The sequence below is a fragment of the Streptomyces sp. NPDC101178 genome (genome assembly GCF_044767965.1).
Lineage (GTDB): Bacteria > Actinomycetota > Actinomycetes > Streptomycetales > Streptomycetaceae > Streptomyces.
In genome coordinates, this window is record NZ_JBIWOZ010000004.1 from 250,073 (window position 1) to 267,537 (window position 17,465).

A 17,465-nucleotide genomic window follows, 5' to 3' on the forward strand; every position below is an offset into this window, starting at 1 on the left:
CGGGGGCGGGTGGGCAAGCAACCGCTTGTCACTCCCCCAACGGGGACACCGCCTGCCGCGTCACGCCGCCGAACGGGCGAAAGCGCGTGCGGTGGCACCCGGCCGGGAGGCGGCCGCTGCGTAGTCGGGGGTGACGCGCGACCATGGAAACCTAGAGATGGTGGTGAGGTGCATGGCATCCGCCGAGGAGGGCCCCCCGGCAGGGCCCGGCCCGCTGCCTTCCGCGGATCCCCGGGGCCCCGCGCGGCTGAGCGACGACGCGGTGGCGGTGGTCGCCGGGGACGGCACGGTCATCGGCTGGACCCGTGGGGCTCAGGCGCTGCTCGGGTACACGGCCGCCGACGTCGTCGGGCGTTCCGCGGCCCTGCTGCTGGCCGGCGCCCCGGATCCCCGCCGTGCGGCCGCGATCGCCGCCCGCAGCCGCGGCGGATCCGGGTGGAGCGGGCTGATCGCGCTGCGGGACAGGGACGAGCGGCAGATCGACGTCGACGTACGCGTCTCCGCCTCGTTCCTGGTCGCCGGGCGGGAGAGCTTCCTGCTCTCCGGACGGGAGCGGACCCCGCGGTGGACGGTGGAGGGGTCGGTGCTGGAGGGCTTCCTGACCCGGTCGCCGGTCGGCATGGCGGTGATGGATCCGGAGCTGCGCTACATCTGGCTCAACGACACCCTGGAGCGGTTCGGCGGGGTTCCACGGGAACAGCGCCTGGGGCGCCGGCCGACGGAGGTGCTGCCCGGGCTGCTCGCCGCGCCCATCGAGCGGCTGATGCGGCAGGTCCTGGCGACCGGTGTACCGGTCACCGACTTCGAGTACCTGGGCTGGAGCTGGTCCGACCCGAACCGCAGGCGGGCCTATTCGAGCTCGTTCTTCCCGCTGGCGGACGCCTGGGAGAACCTGATCGGCATCGGCTACATGGTGCAGGACGTGACCGACCGGTGGAACGCGCGCCGGCTGCTGGCGCTGGTGAACGAGGCGGGGGCCAGTATCGGGTCGACCCTGGACGTGCAGCGCACCGCGCAGGAGCTGGCCGATTTCGCGGTGCCCCGGTTCGCCGACTTCGTCTTCGTGGACCTGCTGGAGACCCCGCTGGGCCGGGAGCGGCCGGGCGTGCCGCTGGTCGGTGCGGAGCTGCGGAGCGGCATGCCTCCGATGCGCCGGATGGGGATGAGTTCGGTGCGCGAGGGATGTCCGGAGGCGGTCGTACGGGTCGGGGAGAGCGCCGACTTCGTACCGCCGCCGCACGACGTGCGCTTCCTTCTCGACGGTGACCCGGTCCTCCTGCCGCTGCTCGATCCGGACAGCCACGGGTGGGCCGTGGAGCAGCCGGAGCGGGCCGCCCGGATCCGTGACTTCGGGCTGCACTCGCTGATCTCCGTACCGATGCGGGCGCGGGACACCGTCCTCGGGCTCACCACGTTCATGCGCTCGCAGAATCCGGTCCCGTTCGACGAGGACGATGTGGCGCCGGCCCGGGAGCTGGTGGCGCGGGCCGCGGTGTGCGTGGACAACGCCCGCCGCTACACCCGGGAGCACACGGCCGCGCTGGTGCTCCAGGAGAGTCTGCTGCCGCACACTCTGCGCGGCGGGACGGCGCTGGACGTGGCGTCCTCGTACCTGCCGGCGGACGCGAAGGACGGGGTCGGCGGCGACTGGTTCGATGTGATCCCGCTGTCCGGGGCCCGGGTCGGGCTGGTCATCGGGGACGTGGTGGGGCACGGGATCAGCGCGGCGGCGACCATGGGCCGGCTGCGGACCGCCGTGCAGACGCTGGCCGACATGGACCTCGCGCCCGACGAACTGCTGGCCCGGCTGGACGATCTCGTCATGCGGCTGAGCGAGGAGGAACCGGCGGGCGGCACGGCCGAGCGGGGCGGGACGACGGTGCTGGGCGCCACCTGCCTGTACGCCGTCTACGATCCGGCGAGCCGGTGCTGCACGATGGCGCGGGCCGGGCACCCGGCGCCGGTCGTCGTCACCCCGGAGGGCTCGGTCAGCTTCCCCGACCTGCCCTCGGGCCCGCCGCTGGGCCTCGGCGGACTCCCCTTCGAGTCGCTGGAGGTCGAGCTGCCCGAAGGAAGCCTGCTCGGCCTCTACACCGACGGCCTCATCGAGGGCACCGACAAGGACCGGGAGCAGGGCATGGTCCGGCTCGGCCGGGCGGTCTCGCGGGACGGGCTGCCGCTGGCCGAGCTGTGCGCGGCGGTGGTCAAGGAGCTGCTGCCCGTCCCGCAGCCGGACGACATCGCCCTCCTCCTCGCCCGCACCCACGCGCTGCGCCCGGACCGGGTGGCCTCGTGGGAGGTGCCGCTGGACCCGGCGGCCGTCGGCGCCACCCGGAGCAACGTGGCCCGCCAGCTGGAGGCGTGGGGTCTGGACGAGCTGACGATGACGACCGAGCTGATCGTCAGCGAGCTGGTGACCAACGCGATCCGGTACGCCTCCGGTCCCGTACGGCTGCGGCTGCTGCTGCAGTCCGTGCTGACCTGCGAGGTCTCCGACGCCAGCAGCACCACTCCGCGCCTGCGGCACGCCCGGACGACGGACGAGGGCGGGCGCGGTCTCTTCCTCGTCGCACAGCTCGCCCGGCGCTGGGGCACCCGCTACACGGACCGGGGGAAGATCATCTGGGCGGAGCAGAATCTGCCGTCGGTCACTCCTCTCGCGCCTCCTCCCGGCTGAGCAGCCGGGCCAGCGCGCCGCCCGCCCGGATCAGCTCGTCCCAGGTGCCCTCCTCCACGACGCGCCCGGCGTCGAGGACGGCGATGCGGTCGGCCCGGCGGACGGTCGCGGGCCGGTGGGCGATGATCAGCGTCGTACGGGCACGGGCCCGGGCGTCCGCCGCGAGGGCCCGCGCCACCTCCGCGTCGCCCCGGTGGTCGAGGTGGGCCGTCGTCTCGTCCAGGACGAGGACCCGGGGCCGGCCGAGGAGCCCCCGGGCCAGGGCTACCCGGGCGCGCTGGCCGCCGGAGAGGGTGGCGCCGCGTTCGCCGACCGGGGTGTCCAGGCCGTGCGGCAGGGCCTCGACGACGGGGGCGAGGCCGCAGGTGCGGACGGTGGCGGCCAGCTCCTCGTCGGTGGCGTGGGGGGCGGCGAGGCGGAGGTTCTCGGCGAGGGTGCCGTGGAAGAGCGGCGCCTCCTGGCCGACCACGCAGACGGCTGCCCGCAGGTCATGCTCTGCGAGGTCCCGCAGGCCGACGGGGTGGGCAGCGGTTGCGAGACGGGCGGTTCCCGCCGGGGCCCGCGGCACCAGCTCCACCGTGCCTTCCCGCGGGTCCCAGTACCGGGCCAGGAGGTGGGCGACGCTGCTCTTGCCCGCACCCGACGCACCCACCAGGGCCACCGTCTCGCCCGGTCGCACGGTCAGGTCGAGGCCGTCCAGGACGGGCCCGGCGCCGTAGCCGAACCGTACGCCGCGCAGCCGCAGGCCCAGTGGCCCGGGCGGTAGGGGCTGGGGGGCGGCAGGGGCCGGGGCTCCGGCGGGCGCGTGCACCGCCGCGCGGACCCGGGCGGCGGCGGCGCGCAGGCTGCCCGCCCGGCCCAGTGCGGCCGCCGATTCGGCCACCGGAGCCAGGGCACCGAGGGCGAGGGCCATGCCCGCCGGGGCCCAGGCACCGCCGAGCCGGCCGCCGCCCGCCGCGTGCGCGGCCGCGGCGACGACCCCGATGACGGCGGCGACGACGAGCAGGTCGCGGGCCGCGCCGGCGCCCGTCTCCCAGGACTGCTCGGCGCGCTGGGCACGGGCGAGGCGCCGCCCGCCGGAGCGCAGCCGGGCCCGTGTGCGGTCCAGGGCGCCCGCCATCAGCAGCTCGCGGAGGCCGTCCACGCTCTCCACGCTCTCCGCGGAGAGGTCGGCGAGCGCGGCCCGGGTCCGCGCCCCGCGCTCGGCCCGGCCGCGCGCCTCCACCAGCGGCGACCACAGGAGCAGGAGTGCGGCGGGGACGACGGCGAGGAGCAGCCAGGGCCCGAGGAGGCCGAGCAGGGTGGCGGCCACCGCGAAGACGACGCCGGAGGCGAGGAGTTGGGCGATGGCGTGCGCGTAGAAGAACTCCAGCGCCTCCACATCGCCGAGCGCGGTCGCGGCGAGGTCTCCGCTGCGGCGGCCCGCGATCCGGGCGGGTGCGGAACGGGCGAGCCCGTCGAAGACCCGTACGCGCAGCTCGGCCAGGACGCGGTAGGCGAGGTCGTGCGAGAGGTCCATCTCCCGCCAGGTGGCGAGCGCCCGGAGCAGGACGAGCCCGATGAGGACAGCCACGGTGGCGGGCGAGGGGGCCCGTTGCTCGATGACCGCCGTGCCGACGGTGTGCGCGGCGAGGGTGACCAGGGCGACGAGGGCCGCCTGGTCGACGAGGGCGGCGAGGCAGGTGCGCAGGACGGTGGCGCGGTGGGCGCCGAGGACGGGGAGGAGGGAGCGGAGGGCGCCGGTGTCGTGGGTGGGGGCGCTCTCGGGAGCGGTGGACGGGGTCATGCGGCGTGTTCCTCCTGGGCGGTGCGGCCCGCCGCGACGAGCGAGGCGTACACGCCGCCGCCCGCCAGCAGGCCGCTGTGGTCGCCGGACGCCTCGACCCGGCCGCCGTCGAGGACGACGATGTGGTCGGCGTGGCGTACGGCGTCGAGCCGGTGGGCGACGACGAGGCAGGTACGGCCCCGGCTCACCGCCGGCAGCTCCCGGACGATCCGGGCCTCGCCGCGCTCGTCCACCGCGCTGGTGGCCTCGTCCAGGATCAGGACCGGCGCGTCGGCGAGGAGGGCGCGCGCGAGGGCGAGCCGTTGGCGCTGGCCGCCGGAGAGCGTGGCGCCGCGTTCGCCGACGAGGGTCTCGTACCCCTGAGGGAAGGCGGTGATCTCCTGGTGGATGCCGGCCGCGCGGGCGGCGTCGTGGAGCTGGGCGTCGGTGGCGGCCGGACGGGCGATGCGCAGGTTCTCGGCGATCGTGGCGTGGAAGAGGTACGTCTCCTGCGAGACGACGGCGATGCCGCGCCGCAGCGAGGCGAGGCTGTACGCGGCGGTCTCCGTACCGGCGATGGTGACGCGGCCGCTGTCCGGGTCGCGCTGGCGCAGCAGCAGGCCGAGCAGGGTCGACTTCCCGGCGCCGGAGGGCCCCACGATCGCCGTGGTGCGACCGGCGGGCGCGGTGAAGGTGACGCCGTCCACGGCGGGCCGTTCGCTCGACGGGTGGGTGAACCGGACGTCCGTGAAGCGGATTTCGGGAGCGGTGGCCCACCGCGCGTGCACCGTGCCCCGGTCCGCGACGGCGGGTTCTGCGGTGCGCAGGGCGGCGATCCCGTCGGCGGCGGAGACGCCGAGGTAGCCCGCGTGCCATTCGCGGGAGAGGTCACGGATGGGGCGGAAGCACTCGGAGGCGAGCATGAGCAGGAGGTACGTCGCGGTTGTGGCGGTGCGCCCGGTGGCCGCCGAGGAGCACGCCACGAGGACGGCGGCCGCGGTGCCGCCCTGGACGGCGAGGTCGGTGAGACCGGTGTCGACGAGCGAGACCCGCAGTTTGGCGACGGTGGCCCGGTGGAGCGCCGCCGACCGCTTCTCCAGCCGCTCCCGTACGCGGCCCACCGCACCGGCCGCGCGCAGCGTGGCCATGCCCTGGAGGGCTTCCAGGTAGTCGGCGGCGAGGGCCTCGTAGGAATCCCAGTGTTCCTTGCCGCGCCGGGCGAGCAGCCGGTCCCACCAGCGCGGTCCGAAGAGCGCGAGCAGCAGGGCCAGGCCCAGGGCGAGGGCCGCGTAGGGCTCGATGAACGCGACGGCGACGAGCAGCAGAGGAGGTACGGCGGCGGTGATGAGCGCCTGGGGCAGGTAGCGGGAGACGTACGCGTCCACGCCCTCGACGCCGTCCACGAGCGTCGCGCGTACGGCACCGGCCCGCGCGCCTGTGGTGGCGGGTGGGCCGAGTTCACCGAGGCGGGACAGGAGGGTGTCGCGGAGCCGGATGCGGACGGCGGCGCCCGCTGCGACGGCGGTCAGGCGTTGCGCGCGGCCGAGCGTGGCGCGGAGGAGGACGACGGCGAGCACGGAGAGAAGGAGCGGGGTCAGGCCGTCCGTGTCTCCGTGGGCGATGGTGGAGAGGACGACGGCGAGCAGGACGGCCTGGGCGAGGTGGGTGAGGGTGACCGCGGCGAGCAGCGCGGTCGCGCCGCCGAGCGGGCGGCGGGCGGTCCGGGCGGCGCGCAGGAGTTCGGGGTGGAGCATCATGAGCGTTCTTCCTTGCCCTGCGGGGGCGGTGGGGCGGGGCGTGTGGGGTCGGCCGGTCCGGCGAGGGCCAGGCCGTGGACGATCCAGTCCTGTTCCGGGGCGTCGCCGAGTGCGGCACCGAGGTCGGCCTGCTGCCAGGAGCCGATGGGGCGGGAGCCGAGGCCGAGTGCGGTGGCGTGGGCCTGGGCGACGCCGGCGGCGTAACCGGCGGCGAGGTGGCTGCCGCGGATCAGGGCCGGTGGCGCGTCGGCGGGACAGCCGTGGGCGATCAGCATCGCGCCGGCTGTGCCGATCCACTGCTGGCCGGCCGCCCAGCGGGCGAGGGTGGGGCGCGCGTCGCCGGAGGCGAGAGGGCCGGCCGTCGTGCGGAGCCCCGGGGTGTCGCCGCCGACGGCCGCGGCCCAGGCGGGGCCGTCCGGCCGGGCGTCCTGCGCGGTGGCCAGGACCCGGGCGAGCAGGTCCGAAGCGGGTGGCGGGGTCAGGTCGGAAGGGTTCGCGCTTCTTCGCGTACGGAGGATGTCGTCGGTCACCGGGGCGGGGCGGTGGGCGGGCTGCCAGGTGGAGCCTGGATCTCTTGTCAGGCACTCCAACAGGTGCCGGGCAGCGGCTGGTTCGCCCGGCGGAGTGGTCTCGGCACCCGGCTGCGGGACCGGGCTGACGGCGCAGGGCAGGTCGGCCCACGCGGCCAGTGGATCCCGCCGACGCGAAGGCGTCTCGTCCGCAGGCAACCACACCGCTACGAGCGGGAGTTCGGGTTCCGAGCCGGGCAGGCGGCCCTGCCGATCCGCCGCACGAGGCAGCCCCGCCGCCGCAGCCAGCTCACCGCCGTCCGCGTCGAGCGAGACCCGCGCCTCGATGGGGTCCGCCGCGAGCGCCAAGGCGGCCGCCGCGTGGCCCGCGTCCAGCAGGAGCAGGGGCCAGGCGCGGTGTCCGTAGTGCGCGACGGTACGGGCGGCGGCCACGGTGAGGACCACGACGGCTCCCGCAGCGGCGTCGGCGGGCGCCCGGCCGCGCGGGTGGGCGCGGTGGGCGCGCGGGTCGTACGCGTACCGTCCGGGCGGCAGGGAGCAGCCGGGGCCGACGAGGAGGTGCGCCCGTACGGGATGGAGCGCACCTGCCGAAGGGGCGGGCCGCAGCCGGCCGCCTGCTGGAGAGGACGCGGCAAGGGACAGCCGCAGCGCCCGGTCCAGGTCCACCGCTCCCCCCGGCCCGGCCAAGGGCAGCCCCGGGCCGCCCCAGGAGAAGGCACGCTCCGGTACGTACGGAACTGTGCGCGGCACACGGGGTGATCTGGCCTCCGCCAAGGCGCGGGAGAGCAGGCCCGAGGAGGCGGGAGGAGCCTGGGTCATGAGGGCGTGCTCCTTCACATGTGCGGCGGCGGCGCGAGGGTGAAGTCCGCCGGTCCGATGGGGGGTCGAGTGCGCCAGCCCCGGTCGAGCGCGGCCTCGGTGAAGCGCGGGCAGCCGAAGTAGCCGAAGGCGGCCGGGGCGTTGGGGATGAGGCCGGAGACCAGGACGCGGGCGACGCGCAGCGCGGTTTCGGCGATGTCCTCCGTGGTCAGGTCGACCGTGATCACCCGGTGGCCGCCGGCGGCGAGCGCCGCGTCCAGAGCGGAACGGCTGCCGGACGCGATCTCGGTGACGGGGACGACCCCGCCGGACGGTTCGGTGAAGCGGCGGGCCAGCGGAGTCATCCGGTCGTCGAGCCAGACCTGCACATGGGCGCCGAGATCGCGTACGGCGGCGAACTGCGGTCCGCAGTCGTCGAGATAGCGACGGTCGGCCCGGTGCTCCAGGTACAGGCCCCGCGCGAAAAGTCCCGCCTCCACCGAGCGGTGGACCCAGCCGTCGGCCTCCACCGCGCCCTGTGTGAACACCCAGGTGTGCACCGCCTCCAGCACCGCTTTGCGCGCCGCCTCCGCCGGGTCGTAGCGGCAGGCGAACCCGGCGGCGTGGATGCCCCGCCGGGGATCGTGGACCAGCGCGGCCGCGCAGGGAGCGAACTCGGAGGGCATCTCGACGATATGGACGTCCAGTTCGGCGCCGGCCAGGTCTTCGGTGAGGCCGGGAACGCTCGCGGGGTCGATGCCCCGGGTCGGCCCGTCCAGGTGCCACCACAGCTCCAGCGCGTCGCGCTCGACGACTTCGAGCAGCCCTCGCTCCACGGCGTCGTCGAAGCCCTGACCGGTGGCTATCCCCGCGTAGTTGAGGTGGTGGGTGCGCGGGAGTGAACGCAGTTCGCCTTGGCGCCAGTTGAGGTGCGTGAGGGCGACGGGCGCCCAGCAGGGCCGCCCGTTCTCGGTGGCCCGCGTCCACAAGGCCGTTGTCTCCGCGGTGAGTTCGGCGTAGGGGAAGCGGGGGCGCTGATGCTGCCAGGAGGCGTACGAGGGCACCGCCCCGGGTCCGTACAGTCGCAGGCCTTCCGCCTCCAGCTCGGCGGCCGTGGCCCGGCGCGGTGCGGCGGGATGGCCGGGCGGCGGGACGCGGTTGCCGCAGTAGCGTTCCACGGCCTCGGCGACGGCGGCGATCCAGGCGCCCTGGGAGTCGCCGAAGGTGGTGCCGAGCGAGACCCGGTCGGCGGGCCAGGCGCCGAGGCGTCGGGCGTCGGCGACCTCGGCGGTCATCGCGGTGTACCGGGGCGGCGCCCCGGCCGGGTGCTCGACGGGCTCGACACCTCGGATCAACCCGCAGACGGGGTCGACCAGGGCTTCGATGGGCAAGGTGCTGGTCAACGGCATATCTCCGGTACGGGCTCGACGTAGCGACGCCGGGCGACGACGGTCAGGTGCAGGGCGCTTCCCGGGGCCCGGACCGCTCTGCGGGACGGGGCGAGGCGGGTGGCGGTCACCGGGTTCTCGCCGGTGTGCGGGTTGCGGGCGTGGGCGGGGAAGTGGTGTCCGGCGATCTCCGCGCGCAGCCGGGTCCCGGCGGGCAGCCGGCGGCCCAGCGTGCCGAGCGGCACGGAGACCTCGACGGCCTCGCCGGGCGGGCCGCTGCGCCGGACGATGCCGAACGCGAGCGGGTCCGCGCGGCCCGCCGGGTCGAGCGCGGTGAGGCGTACGGCCCAGTCGGCGGCGGGAGTGTCGGCGGTGGCGTGGAAGCGGGCGGTGGCGGGTCCGGCCAGGTCGAGCGGGCGGGGCAGGGGCGGCGAGAGGAGGAGGCAGCGGTCGGCGGGGACCCCGTGGGCCGGGGCCGGGACGCTCAGGTCGTCGGAGCGCACCGGGCGGTCCGGGTCTGCGGTGAACTCGGCGCCGTGCACCAGCCGTAGACCGGCCGGAGCGTCGAAGGGCCAGGTGGCGGCGCGCGTCGAGCCTTCGCCGGTGGCGCCTTGCCGTACGCCGTGCCAACGGCCGCTGCCACCCAGGGTTATGGCCCCGCGCCGACCCTGCTCCAGCCGTCCGGCGAGGGCGGCGCGGGACCACCGTACGTACAGCGCACCGAGGTTGAGGCGGTCGGCGGCCAACTCCGTTCGGTCCGCCGTGAGGCGGTGACCCCAGGGGCCGAGCAGCAGGCGCGCCGGTCCGCCCCAGCCGCGCCACAGCTCCACGGTGTCCTCGGCGAACGGGTCGCGGGTGCCGCCGACGGCGAGGAGCGGGAGGCGGGAGGCGGAGCCGCGCAGGACGGTCCTGCCCCGCACGCGGTGGTCCCAGAGTCCGGGCCAGGAAGGCAGGGGGCGGCCCAGGTGGTCGGGCAGCCGGGTGAGCGGAAGGTGTTCCAGGAGCCGGGGGTTGCCGGCGAGGGCGCGGGCCAGCGCGTCGGGAGCGGAGTCGGGGCGGTCGCCGTGCGCGGCCCACCAGCCGGCGCGGGCCCGGAGCCGTTCGGGTCCTGCGGGTTCGCGTGCGGTGTCGGCGAGGCCGAGCGCGGGGACGGCGGCGATGACGGCGTCCGGCCGGCCGTCGCCGGGTGGGCCGAGCGCGGCGACGAGGGCGCAGTGGGCGGCGTAGGAGGAGCCGACCGCGACGACCGGGCCGCCGCCGCTCCACGCCTGCTCGCGCACCCAGGCGATGGTGGCGGCGCCGTCGCTCTCCTCGTGGTCCCGGTAGGGGCGCCAAGGGCCCGGCGAGCCGTGTCGGCCGCGTACGTCCTGGGCGAGGGCGGCGAATCCGTGGGCCGCCCAGCCGCGCAGCTCGGCGCGGTGGGCGGTACGGCTGTAGGGGGTGCGGATGACGACCGCGGGATGGGGCCCCGGTGTGGCCGGGAGGCAGAGGTCGGTGGCGAGTGGGGTGCCGTCGGGGGCGGGGATGTGGACGGTCGCTGTGTCGGCCGGAGTGTTCGGCGCAGGGCCGGTCGCCGTGTTCGTCACCCTGGTCACCGCCGCGTTCGCGGCCCTGGTCACCGCCGCGTTCGGCGCCGTGTTCACGGCGCCGTCCGCGTGGTGGGGACGGGCAGCGGGGCGACCTCCGGTACGGGGAGGACGGGGTGTTCGGTGACCGTGAGGTGGCGCAGGTCGATCCGGCGCAGTCGGCGGCCGGGCGGGAGGCCGGGGGCTTGGTGCGGCTCGCCGGCCGCCCAGGCGATCAGGTCGGCGGTGAGCAGTGCGGCGATCAGGGCGGCGGACGGCTCGGTGGGGTGCGGTCCGGTGTCGGGGGTGCGGTGGCCGGCCCAGTAGGCGGCGAGTTCGCCGTGGGCGGCCGTCGCCGCGAGTCTGCGCAGACGTACGTGGGCGGAGGTGACGTCACCGGGGGCCGAGGCGAGGGGTTCGATCCAGGCGTGGGCGCCTTCGCGGTGGCAGCGGAGCCAGGCGGTGTGCCGGTCGGGCAGCCGGTCGGCGGTGTCCCAGAGGCCGGTCGGGACGGGTGAGTCGAGACACCAGACCACGGCGGTGTCCCGTTCCCCCGCGAGCCCGGCCATGTCGTCGGCGGTGGCGGCGTGGACCTCGGCCCCTTCCGCCGCGGCGAACCGGGAGAGCGGTTCCGTGAGGACGGGGTCGCCCAGGAGGTGGACGGCCCGTCCGGCGAGCGGTGGGCGGCAGGGCTCGGCCACCGCGTGTCCGGCCTGCTCGAACGCCGAGACCAGAGCGTCGAGTTCCTCCGACGACGTCCGCCGCTCCCCCGCCGTCAGCCGGTCGACCAGATCCACCGGGTCGACGCTCCCGGTGTCGATGCGCAGGAACTCCCCGTCGGTGGTGCGGAGTACGGGCCGGGCACCGGGGACGGTGACGATCCCGGCACCGGGAGCGAGTCGACTGCGGTTCACGGAGGCCTCCGGAGGACGTGGCGGTACGAGGGTGAGCGGGTGGTGCGAACGGGACGGGCCCGTCCGGGAGTTCGCCCGGACGGGCCCGCCACGCGAGGAGCGGGAGCCTGCCTCAGCGGCAGGTGCCGCTTACTTCTCGTCCGCGGTGTCGGCCTCGACGGCGTCGTCGAAGGGGTTCTCGACGAGGGCGTTCGAGTGGGTGGCGGAGAGGTGGGCGAGCTGGCCCTGGTCGGCGATCGGGCTGAACACCTTGTTCTGCTCCATGAGTTGAAGCCTCCATTCGGATCGGTTGGTTGGTTGCGACGCTGTTCCTTGCCGCACCACAGACACTAATGAATATGGTTTTCATTTCGCAATAGCTGGAGCGGGTCGAGAGGGTGATCTGGGTAACAGACGGGCCAGCCGCCCTCGGAATCCGTCCCCACCCGCCCCCGCACACCGAGCACTTCGGCCAGCAGCTCCGCCGTGACCACCTCCCCGGGAGAGCCGTCGGCGGCGATGCGTCCCTCGCGCAGCGCGACGATCCGGTCGGCGAACCGCGCGGCGTGGTTGAGGTCGTGCAGGACCATCACGACGGTGAGCCGCCGTTCGGTGCGCAGCCGTACGACGGCCTGGAGCACCTCCAGCTGGTGCCGCAGATCGAGATAGGTGGTGGGCTCGTCCAGGAGGAGGAGCGGGGCGTCCTGGGCCAACGCCATGGCCAGCCGCACCCGTTGGCGCTCGCCACCCGACAGCGCGTCCACCGGCCGGTCCGCCCAGCCGGTGACACCGACATCGGCGAGGGCCCGGGCGGTCACCGCGTCGTCGCCGTCCCGCAACATCCCGATCGGTCCCCGGGTCGCGTAACGGCCCTGACGGACCAACTGCCGTACGGTCAGCGCCGGTACGGCCGGTGCCGACTGGTGGAGCAGCGCCACCCGGCGGGCGGCGGCCCGTCGGGGCAGGCGTGCCGCGTCGTCCCCGTCGAGCAGGACCCGGCCCTCGCTCGGGGTGAGCAGGCCGGCGGCGAGCTTGAGGAAGGTGCTCTTGCCGCAGCCGTTCAGGCCGATGAGCGCGACGAGCTCGCCCGCTCCGATGCTCAGGTCGATCCCGCGGAGCACTTCGCGCCCGGGATAGCCGAAGCTGAGCCGCTCCGCGCGGACCATGTCGGGTGCATCCGCCGTGCCGTTCGTCGCGCAGGCGTTCGCCGCGTCGCCGTTGGTTCCGTCGGCGTTCTCCGTGTCCGCCGTGAGAGCCCTCGTCCGTGCTGCCATGTTCGCCCCTCCCTCTCTCTCCGTCATCTCTCGTCCGTCCGTCGCCGTGCCACGACCAGCAGCAGCCCGGCCCCGACAAACGTGGTCAGCGCGCCGACCGGCAGGGTCAGCCGGTCCGCCTCCAGCGCCACCACCAGGAGCCGGGAGAGCAGTTGGGCCGCCGCGTCCGCACCGCACACCACCACCGCGCCGAGCAGCGCGGCGCCGGGCAGGGCGATGCGCAGGTCGGCCCCGAAGACGGCCAGCGCCAGATGCGGCACCAGCAGTCCCACGAAACCGAGCGCCCCCACGGCCGAGACGGCCCCCGCCGTCAGAGCCACCGCACACACGAGCGCGGCCGCCCGGCCCCGCCCGGCGTCCAGGCCGGCGGCGGACGCCTGCTCGTCACCGCAGCGCAGCAGGGTCAGTGGCGTTGAGAGCAGCCACGCGGCCGCACCCCACACCGCCGCCCACGGCCACAGCAGATGCCAGTGCGGCCAGACCCGGCCTTCGGTGGAGCCGATCAACCACTGCACCACGCTGCCGAGTTCGCCCGGGGCCACCAGGAGGACGACGGCGGTGAGACCGGCGAGGACCGCCGACACCAGCACGCCGTAGACGGCGGTCTGCTCGGGGTCGCTCTTCTCACGTCCGGCGAGCAGCCACAGCAGTCCCGCGCCCGCGAAGCCGCCGAGACAGGCCGCCACCACGACCGCCGCCGGCGAATCCCAGCCGGCCAGGCCGAGACCGGTGGCGGCGACCGCGCCGAGGACCGCGCCGGGGGTGACGCCGGTGACCTCGGGTCCAGCCAGCGGATTGCGCAGGGCCGACTGGAGGACGAGCCCGGCGACTCCCAGACTCGCCCCGGCGACCAGGGCCACCAGCAGCCGGGGCAGACGGAGTTGGAGGACGATGTGTTCGGCCATCGGATCGTCGGCCCCGCCGAGGAGTACGGCCCGCACTCCTTCGCCCGTGACCCCTCGCCCCGCGAACAGGTCCGCGCAGGCGACGGCCGCCACGAGCACCGCCAGGGCGCCCATCCGGAGGCCGGGTGAGCGCCACGGCCGCCGTGCCGTTCCGCGTACCGCTTGCGACACGCTCATCGCTCCGCCTTCCGCGGAAGGGGTACGGACTCCCCGCCCCGCACCGGCACGTCGGGAACGCCGGGCACGGGCACCACCTCCTGCCGGCGAGCCACCCGCCGCCCCCGCTTCAGCAGCACCACCCCGACCGGCACACCGACCAGGGCCGTCCACGCGCCGACGGGCGTCTCGACCGGCGCGAGCGCCAGCCTCGCGGGCTGGTCCGCGCAGAGCACCACGACCGCCCCGCACAACGCGGACCGGACGAGCCAGGCGGCCGCCCCGCCGTCCGGCTTGAGCCGTCGGGCGAGGTGGGGTGCGAGGAAGCCGACCCAGGCGACCGGTCCGCAGACCGCCACGACCGGGGCGATCAGGACGACGGCGATGGCCAGCGCGGCGACCCGGGCGCGTTCGACGCGTACGCCGAGGGCGCGGGCGTCGTCGTCGCCGAGCCGCAGCACGCCGAGCACCGGCACACAGAGCACGAGCGCGGGCACCGCCACGGCCAGCCAGGGCAGCAGACCGGTGACGTCGTCCCAGGTGCGGGCGGACAGACTGCCCAGCAGATAGCGGTAGATGAGCTGGAGGTCGAGCTGGTCGGCCATGACCATGAGCACCAGCAGTCCGGCCTGGAGCGCGGCGGCGACGGCGGCCCCGGTCAGCAGCACGGACGACGGGCTGCGCCCGAATCCGGCGGCCACCAGCGTGAGCAGCCCGCCGAACGCGGCCCCGGCCAGCGCCAGGAAGGGCTGGAGGCCGAGCGGTACGGAGAGGGCGAGCACGAGAGGGGCCGCCACCCCCAGCGCGGCCCCGGAGGAGACGCCGAGCATCTCCGGGACGGCGAGCGGATTGCGTAGCGCCTCCTGGAGGACCAGGCCCGCAGCGCCCAGGCAGGCACCGGCGACCAGGGCCAGCACCAGGCGCGGCAGACGCAGTTCGGTGACGACGACACCGGCGAGGCCGTCGGACCCGAGGGTGGCGGGGAGCCGGGCCGGCGGGACGTACGGCGTACCGAGGCTGAGCGCGCACACCGCGCCGGCCACGGCCGCCACCGTCAGACAGACCGGCGCCACGGCCGGCCGTCCGGACGCAGTGCCGTGCCCCCTCTTGGCGGTGCGGCCGCTGATCACGCGTCCTCTCACCGCAGTGCGGCCGTCGCCTCGCCGAGGACGACGCCCAGGGACCGGGTGCCGCGGCCCTTGGCCCAGACCTCGGAGTCGACCTCGATGACCTTGCCGTTCCGCACCGCCGGGATCCGCGACCAGAGCGGGTTCCCGGCGAGTTTGTCGGAGAGCCTGCCGTCCGGTGCACCGAAGGAGAGCGTCTCCACGAAGAGGACGTCGACGTCCCGGGCGAGGATCTCCTCCAGGCTGTAGGAGCCGTCAACTCCCCGGCTCTTCCAGGGGTAGTGGGAGATCTTCGGGAAGAGTCCGGCAGCCACATCGGTCTCCGGAGCGGCCACGCCGAAGTTCTCGTCGCTGCCGAAGATGATCAGCGACGTCTGGTCGCTCCTGGCCTCCTCGGCCTTGGCCAGCCGCTCGCGGAACGTCTTCTCTGCCTTCTCGCCCTCCTCCGTACGGCCGGTGAGCGCGGCCAGGTCACGCAGGTAGCCGACGCTGTCCTGCCAGGAGCCGGGCTGGACGGGCCAGAAGGTGGTGGCGCCCTTCAGTGCGGGCGCGAGCTTGCCGTGGGTGTCCTCCAGGCCGATCACCAGGTCGGGCCGGTGGGACAGGATCGCCTCGACCTCGGGGCTGAGGAAGCCGCCGGGCACGACGGGCACCCTCGCCGCCTTCTCCTTGCCCAGGAACTCCGGGTGCGCGAGCACCGCGGAGTTGGTCGCGGCGGGGACCATGCCCAGCTCGACGAGGATGTCGTCGCAGAGGGCGACCAGGCAGACGATCTTCTGCGGCGGCTTCTCCGGCGAAACCGTGACGCCCTTGGCGTCGGTGATCCGGGTGGCGGCCTCGATGGGCCGCACCTCGGTGCTCGTACGGGCCTTGGCTCCGGCCGCCGGTTCGGCGTCGGGCTCTGCTCCGCCACCCGTCGTACCGCAGCCGGCCAGCAGCCCTCCCAGTACGGCGATCGCGGCCCAGCGGCGGACTCTCAGTGCGGTGCGTGGCATCGGCGCGTCCCTCAGATTCTGTACGGCCCCGGGAGAAGACAGGTGCGACGGCGGAGCCCCGGGTCCCTCCCCGCCACAGAGCGGAACCTTACACATGATTATCATTTCCAATAAAGTGCGCCAAGACCGCCCGCTCCATCACCGGATCCATCGACCACTCCCAGGAGCCTCCTGTGCCTCACCCTCCCCATCTGCCGCCTCGCCTCCTGGTCGCCGACCAAGTCGCCGGAACCATCAGCCTGTTGGACCTCCCGGACGGCCACGAACGGGAGGTCCTCCACCACCGGCACCTCGCCGAGCACGCCGGCTTCCTCGCCCTCCCGGACGACCTGGCCGCCTGTGTGGACGACCGGGCGGGCGAGCTGCTGGTCCTCGATCCGTACGGCCCCGGCGCCGGCCGGCCGCTGATCCGGCGCCGCATACCGGTCGCCGCGCCCGCCGAACACCTGGCGGCCTCGCCGGACGGCCGGCGCCTCGCGGTGACCACCGGTCTCGGGCGCAACGAGGAGGCATGGACCGGACTGCTGACAGCCATCGACCTCGACGCGCCGGACGGAGCCGTCGCCGTACGCGTACGGGGGCGCACCGGCGAGCCGGGCGTGACGGTCCTCGGCGGGCCGTCGTCGCTCGTGGTGCTGCGCCACCGGGAGCCCGGCGAACTCCTCGTCCACCGCCACCGCGACCTGATGGCCGCACCGCCTTCCTGCCCGCCGCTGGAGCCCGTCCGGCGCATCGGACTGCCGGACGACGACGGGCACGGGGACGCCTACGACCCGCTCACCGGGCGGGTGTTCGCGGCGGCGGGCTCGGGCGTGCACCGCGTCCGGCACGACGGCGAGGCACTCACGCCCGAGCCTCCGCTCCCGTGGGCCGCCGACGGACGCACGGGAGGCCGGGGCTACTACCTGCGGCTCGACCCCGTACGGCGCACCCTCTGGTCCTGCGTACGCGGCGGGCCCACCGCGCCGGGGCGGTGGCCGGAGTGGACCAACGACGCCTGGTGGCACCAGCTCGACACGGAGACCACGGGGCGGCTGGAACTGGGGCCCGGGCTGGTGTTCCGGCTCGCCGTGACCGCTCGGCACATCGCGTACTCCCGGGTCCACCCGGACGGCGACGAGCTGATCCTGCTCGCCGCACCGACCGCCTCCGGGGCCCGGCCGCACATCACCGCCCGCCTCCCCCTGCCCGCGATGGCCGGTGCGCCCCGGCGTGGCGGCACGCCGTGGGACGGTGTCCAGCGGCGGGCGATTGCCGCCTCCCCCGGCGCCGGGCTGGTCGCGGTCAGCCGTGGCGGCCACGGCGAGGTGCAGGTCTTCGACGCCGACCGGGCGGAGCAGCTCACCACCCTGGCCCTCCCGACCCCGCTCGACGACGGCGGCCATCTGGCGCTGATCACACCGGGCGACGGCGCGCACGCCGACCCGGTGGGGCGGTGACCGGCCACTCCACGGCACTCAGGGCACACAGAAGGGCGGGTGGTGGGGGGGGGGGGGGGGGCGGCCCCCCCCCCCCCCCCCCCCCCCCCCCACCCCCCCCACCCCCCCCCCGGGCCCCCCCCCAAACCCCCCCCGTGAGCCGGGGTTTTAAAAGGCCCCCCCCCCCACCCCCCCCACCGCAAACCGAAACCCAGGG

13 protein-coding genes are annotated in these 17,465 nt (G+C 75.5%); 2 read left to right on the plus strand and 11 right to left on the minus strand.

What is annotated here, in order from left to right; translation table 11 throughout:
• Positions 1-172 precede the first annotated feature (172 nt).
• Entirely contained in the window at positions 173-2,677 is a 2,505-nt protein-coding gene (locus ACIRR8_RS13560) for a SpoIIE family protein phosphatase (protein WP_404063173.1), read from the plus strand.
• On the opposite strand, the gene ACIRR8_RS13565 is transcribed toward ACIRR8_RS13560, so the two are convergent.
• The 11 genes from ACIRR8_RS13565 to ACIRR8_RS13615 all read right to left on the minus strand — a co-directional run bounded on the left by ACIRR8_RS13565 (position 2,649) and on the right by ACIRR8_RS13615 (position 15,830).
• Positions 2,649-4,463, minus strand: a complete 1,815-nt coding sequence (locus ACIRR8_RS13565; protein ID WP_404063176.1) for an ABC transporter ATP-binding protein — start codon at positions 4,461-4,463, stop codon at positions 2,649-2,651. The genes ACIRR8_RS13560 and ACIRR8_RS13565 overlap by 29 nt on opposite strands.
• A complete protein-coding gene (locus tag ACIRR8_RS13570; protein ID WP_404063179.1) occupies positions 4,460-6,199 on the minus strand; it encodes an ABC transporter ATP-binding protein/permease in 1,740 nt (579 codons plus the stop codon). The genes ACIRR8_RS13565 and ACIRR8_RS13570 overlap by 4 nt, the downstream gene beginning before the upstream one ends.
• Complete coding sequence (locus ACIRR8_RS13575) at positions 6,196-7,548, minus strand: nitroreductase (protein WP_404063182.1); 1,353 nt, start codon at positions 7,546-7,548, stop codon at positions 6,196-6,198. The genes ACIRR8_RS13570 and ACIRR8_RS13575 overlap by 4 nt, the downstream gene beginning before the upstream one ends.
• Before the next feature lie 14 nt (positions 7,549-7,562).
• Positions 7,563-8,930, minus strand: coding sequence for a YcaO-like family protein (locus ACIRR8_RS13580; RefSeq protein ID WP_404063185.1), 1,368 nt, complete (start codon positions 8,928-8,930; stop codon positions 7,563-7,565).
• The gene (locus tag ACIRR8_RS13585; RefSeq protein WP_404064295.1) at positions 8,927-10,441 is read right to left on the minus strand and encodes a CocE/NonD family hydrolase; all 1,515 of its coding nucleotides are present in this window, start codon (positions 10,439-10,441) and stop codon (positions 8,927-8,929) included. The genes ACIRR8_RS13580 and ACIRR8_RS13585 overlap by 4 nt, the downstream gene beginning before the upstream one ends.
• A 113-nt stretch (positions 10,442-10,554) precedes the next feature.
• The gene (locus ACIRR8_RS13590) at positions 10,555-11,394 is read right to left on the minus strand and encodes a hypothetical protein (protein ID WP_404063188.1); all 840 of its coding nucleotides are present in this window, start codon (positions 11,392-11,394) and stop codon (positions 10,555-10,557) included.
• 129 nt (positions 11,395-11,523) lie between these two features.
• On the minus strand, positions 11,524-11,658 hold the full coding sequence (gene amiA / locus ACIRR8_RS13595; RefSeq protein WP_018487574.1) for a streptamidine family RiPP: 135 nt from the start codon (positions 11,656-11,658) through the stop codon (positions 11,524-11,526).
• 65 nt (positions 11,659-11,723) lie between these two features.
• Entirely contained in the window at positions 11,724-12,539 is an 816-nt protein-coding gene (locus ACIRR8_RS13600) for an ABC transporter ATP-binding protein (protein WP_404064298.1), read from the minus strand.
• A gap of 131 nt (positions 12,540-12,670) precedes the next feature.
• Positions 12,671-13,666, minus strand: a complete 996-nt coding sequence (locus tag ACIRR8_RS13605) for a FecCD family ABC transporter permease (RefSeq protein ID WP_404064301.1) — start codon at positions 13,664-13,666, stop codon at positions 12,671-12,673.
• A 59-nt stretch (positions 13,667-13,725) separates the two neighbouring features.
• The gene (locus tag ACIRR8_RS13610) at positions 13,726-14,781 is read right to left on the minus strand and encodes a FecCD family ABC transporter permease (RefSeq protein WP_404064304.1); all 1,056 of its coding nucleotides are present in this window, start codon (positions 14,779-14,781) and stop codon (positions 13,726-13,728) included.
• 65 nt (positions 14,782-14,846) lie between these two features.
• Positions 14,847-15,830, minus strand: coding sequence for an ABC transporter substrate-binding protein (locus tag ACIRR8_RS13615; RefSeq protein ID WP_404063191.1), 984 nt, complete (start codon positions 15,828-15,830; stop codon positions 14,847-14,849).
• A gap of 173 nt (positions 15,831-16,003) precedes the next feature.
• On the opposite strand from ACIRR8_RS13615, the gene ACIRR8_RS13620 reads away from it, so the two are divergent.
• On the plus strand, positions 16,004-17,269 hold the full coding sequence (locus ACIRR8_RS13620) for a hypothetical protein (protein WP_404063194.1): 1,266 nt from the start codon (positions 16,004-16,006) through the stop codon (positions 17,267-17,269).
• Positions 17,270-17,465 lie beyond the last annotated feature (196 nt).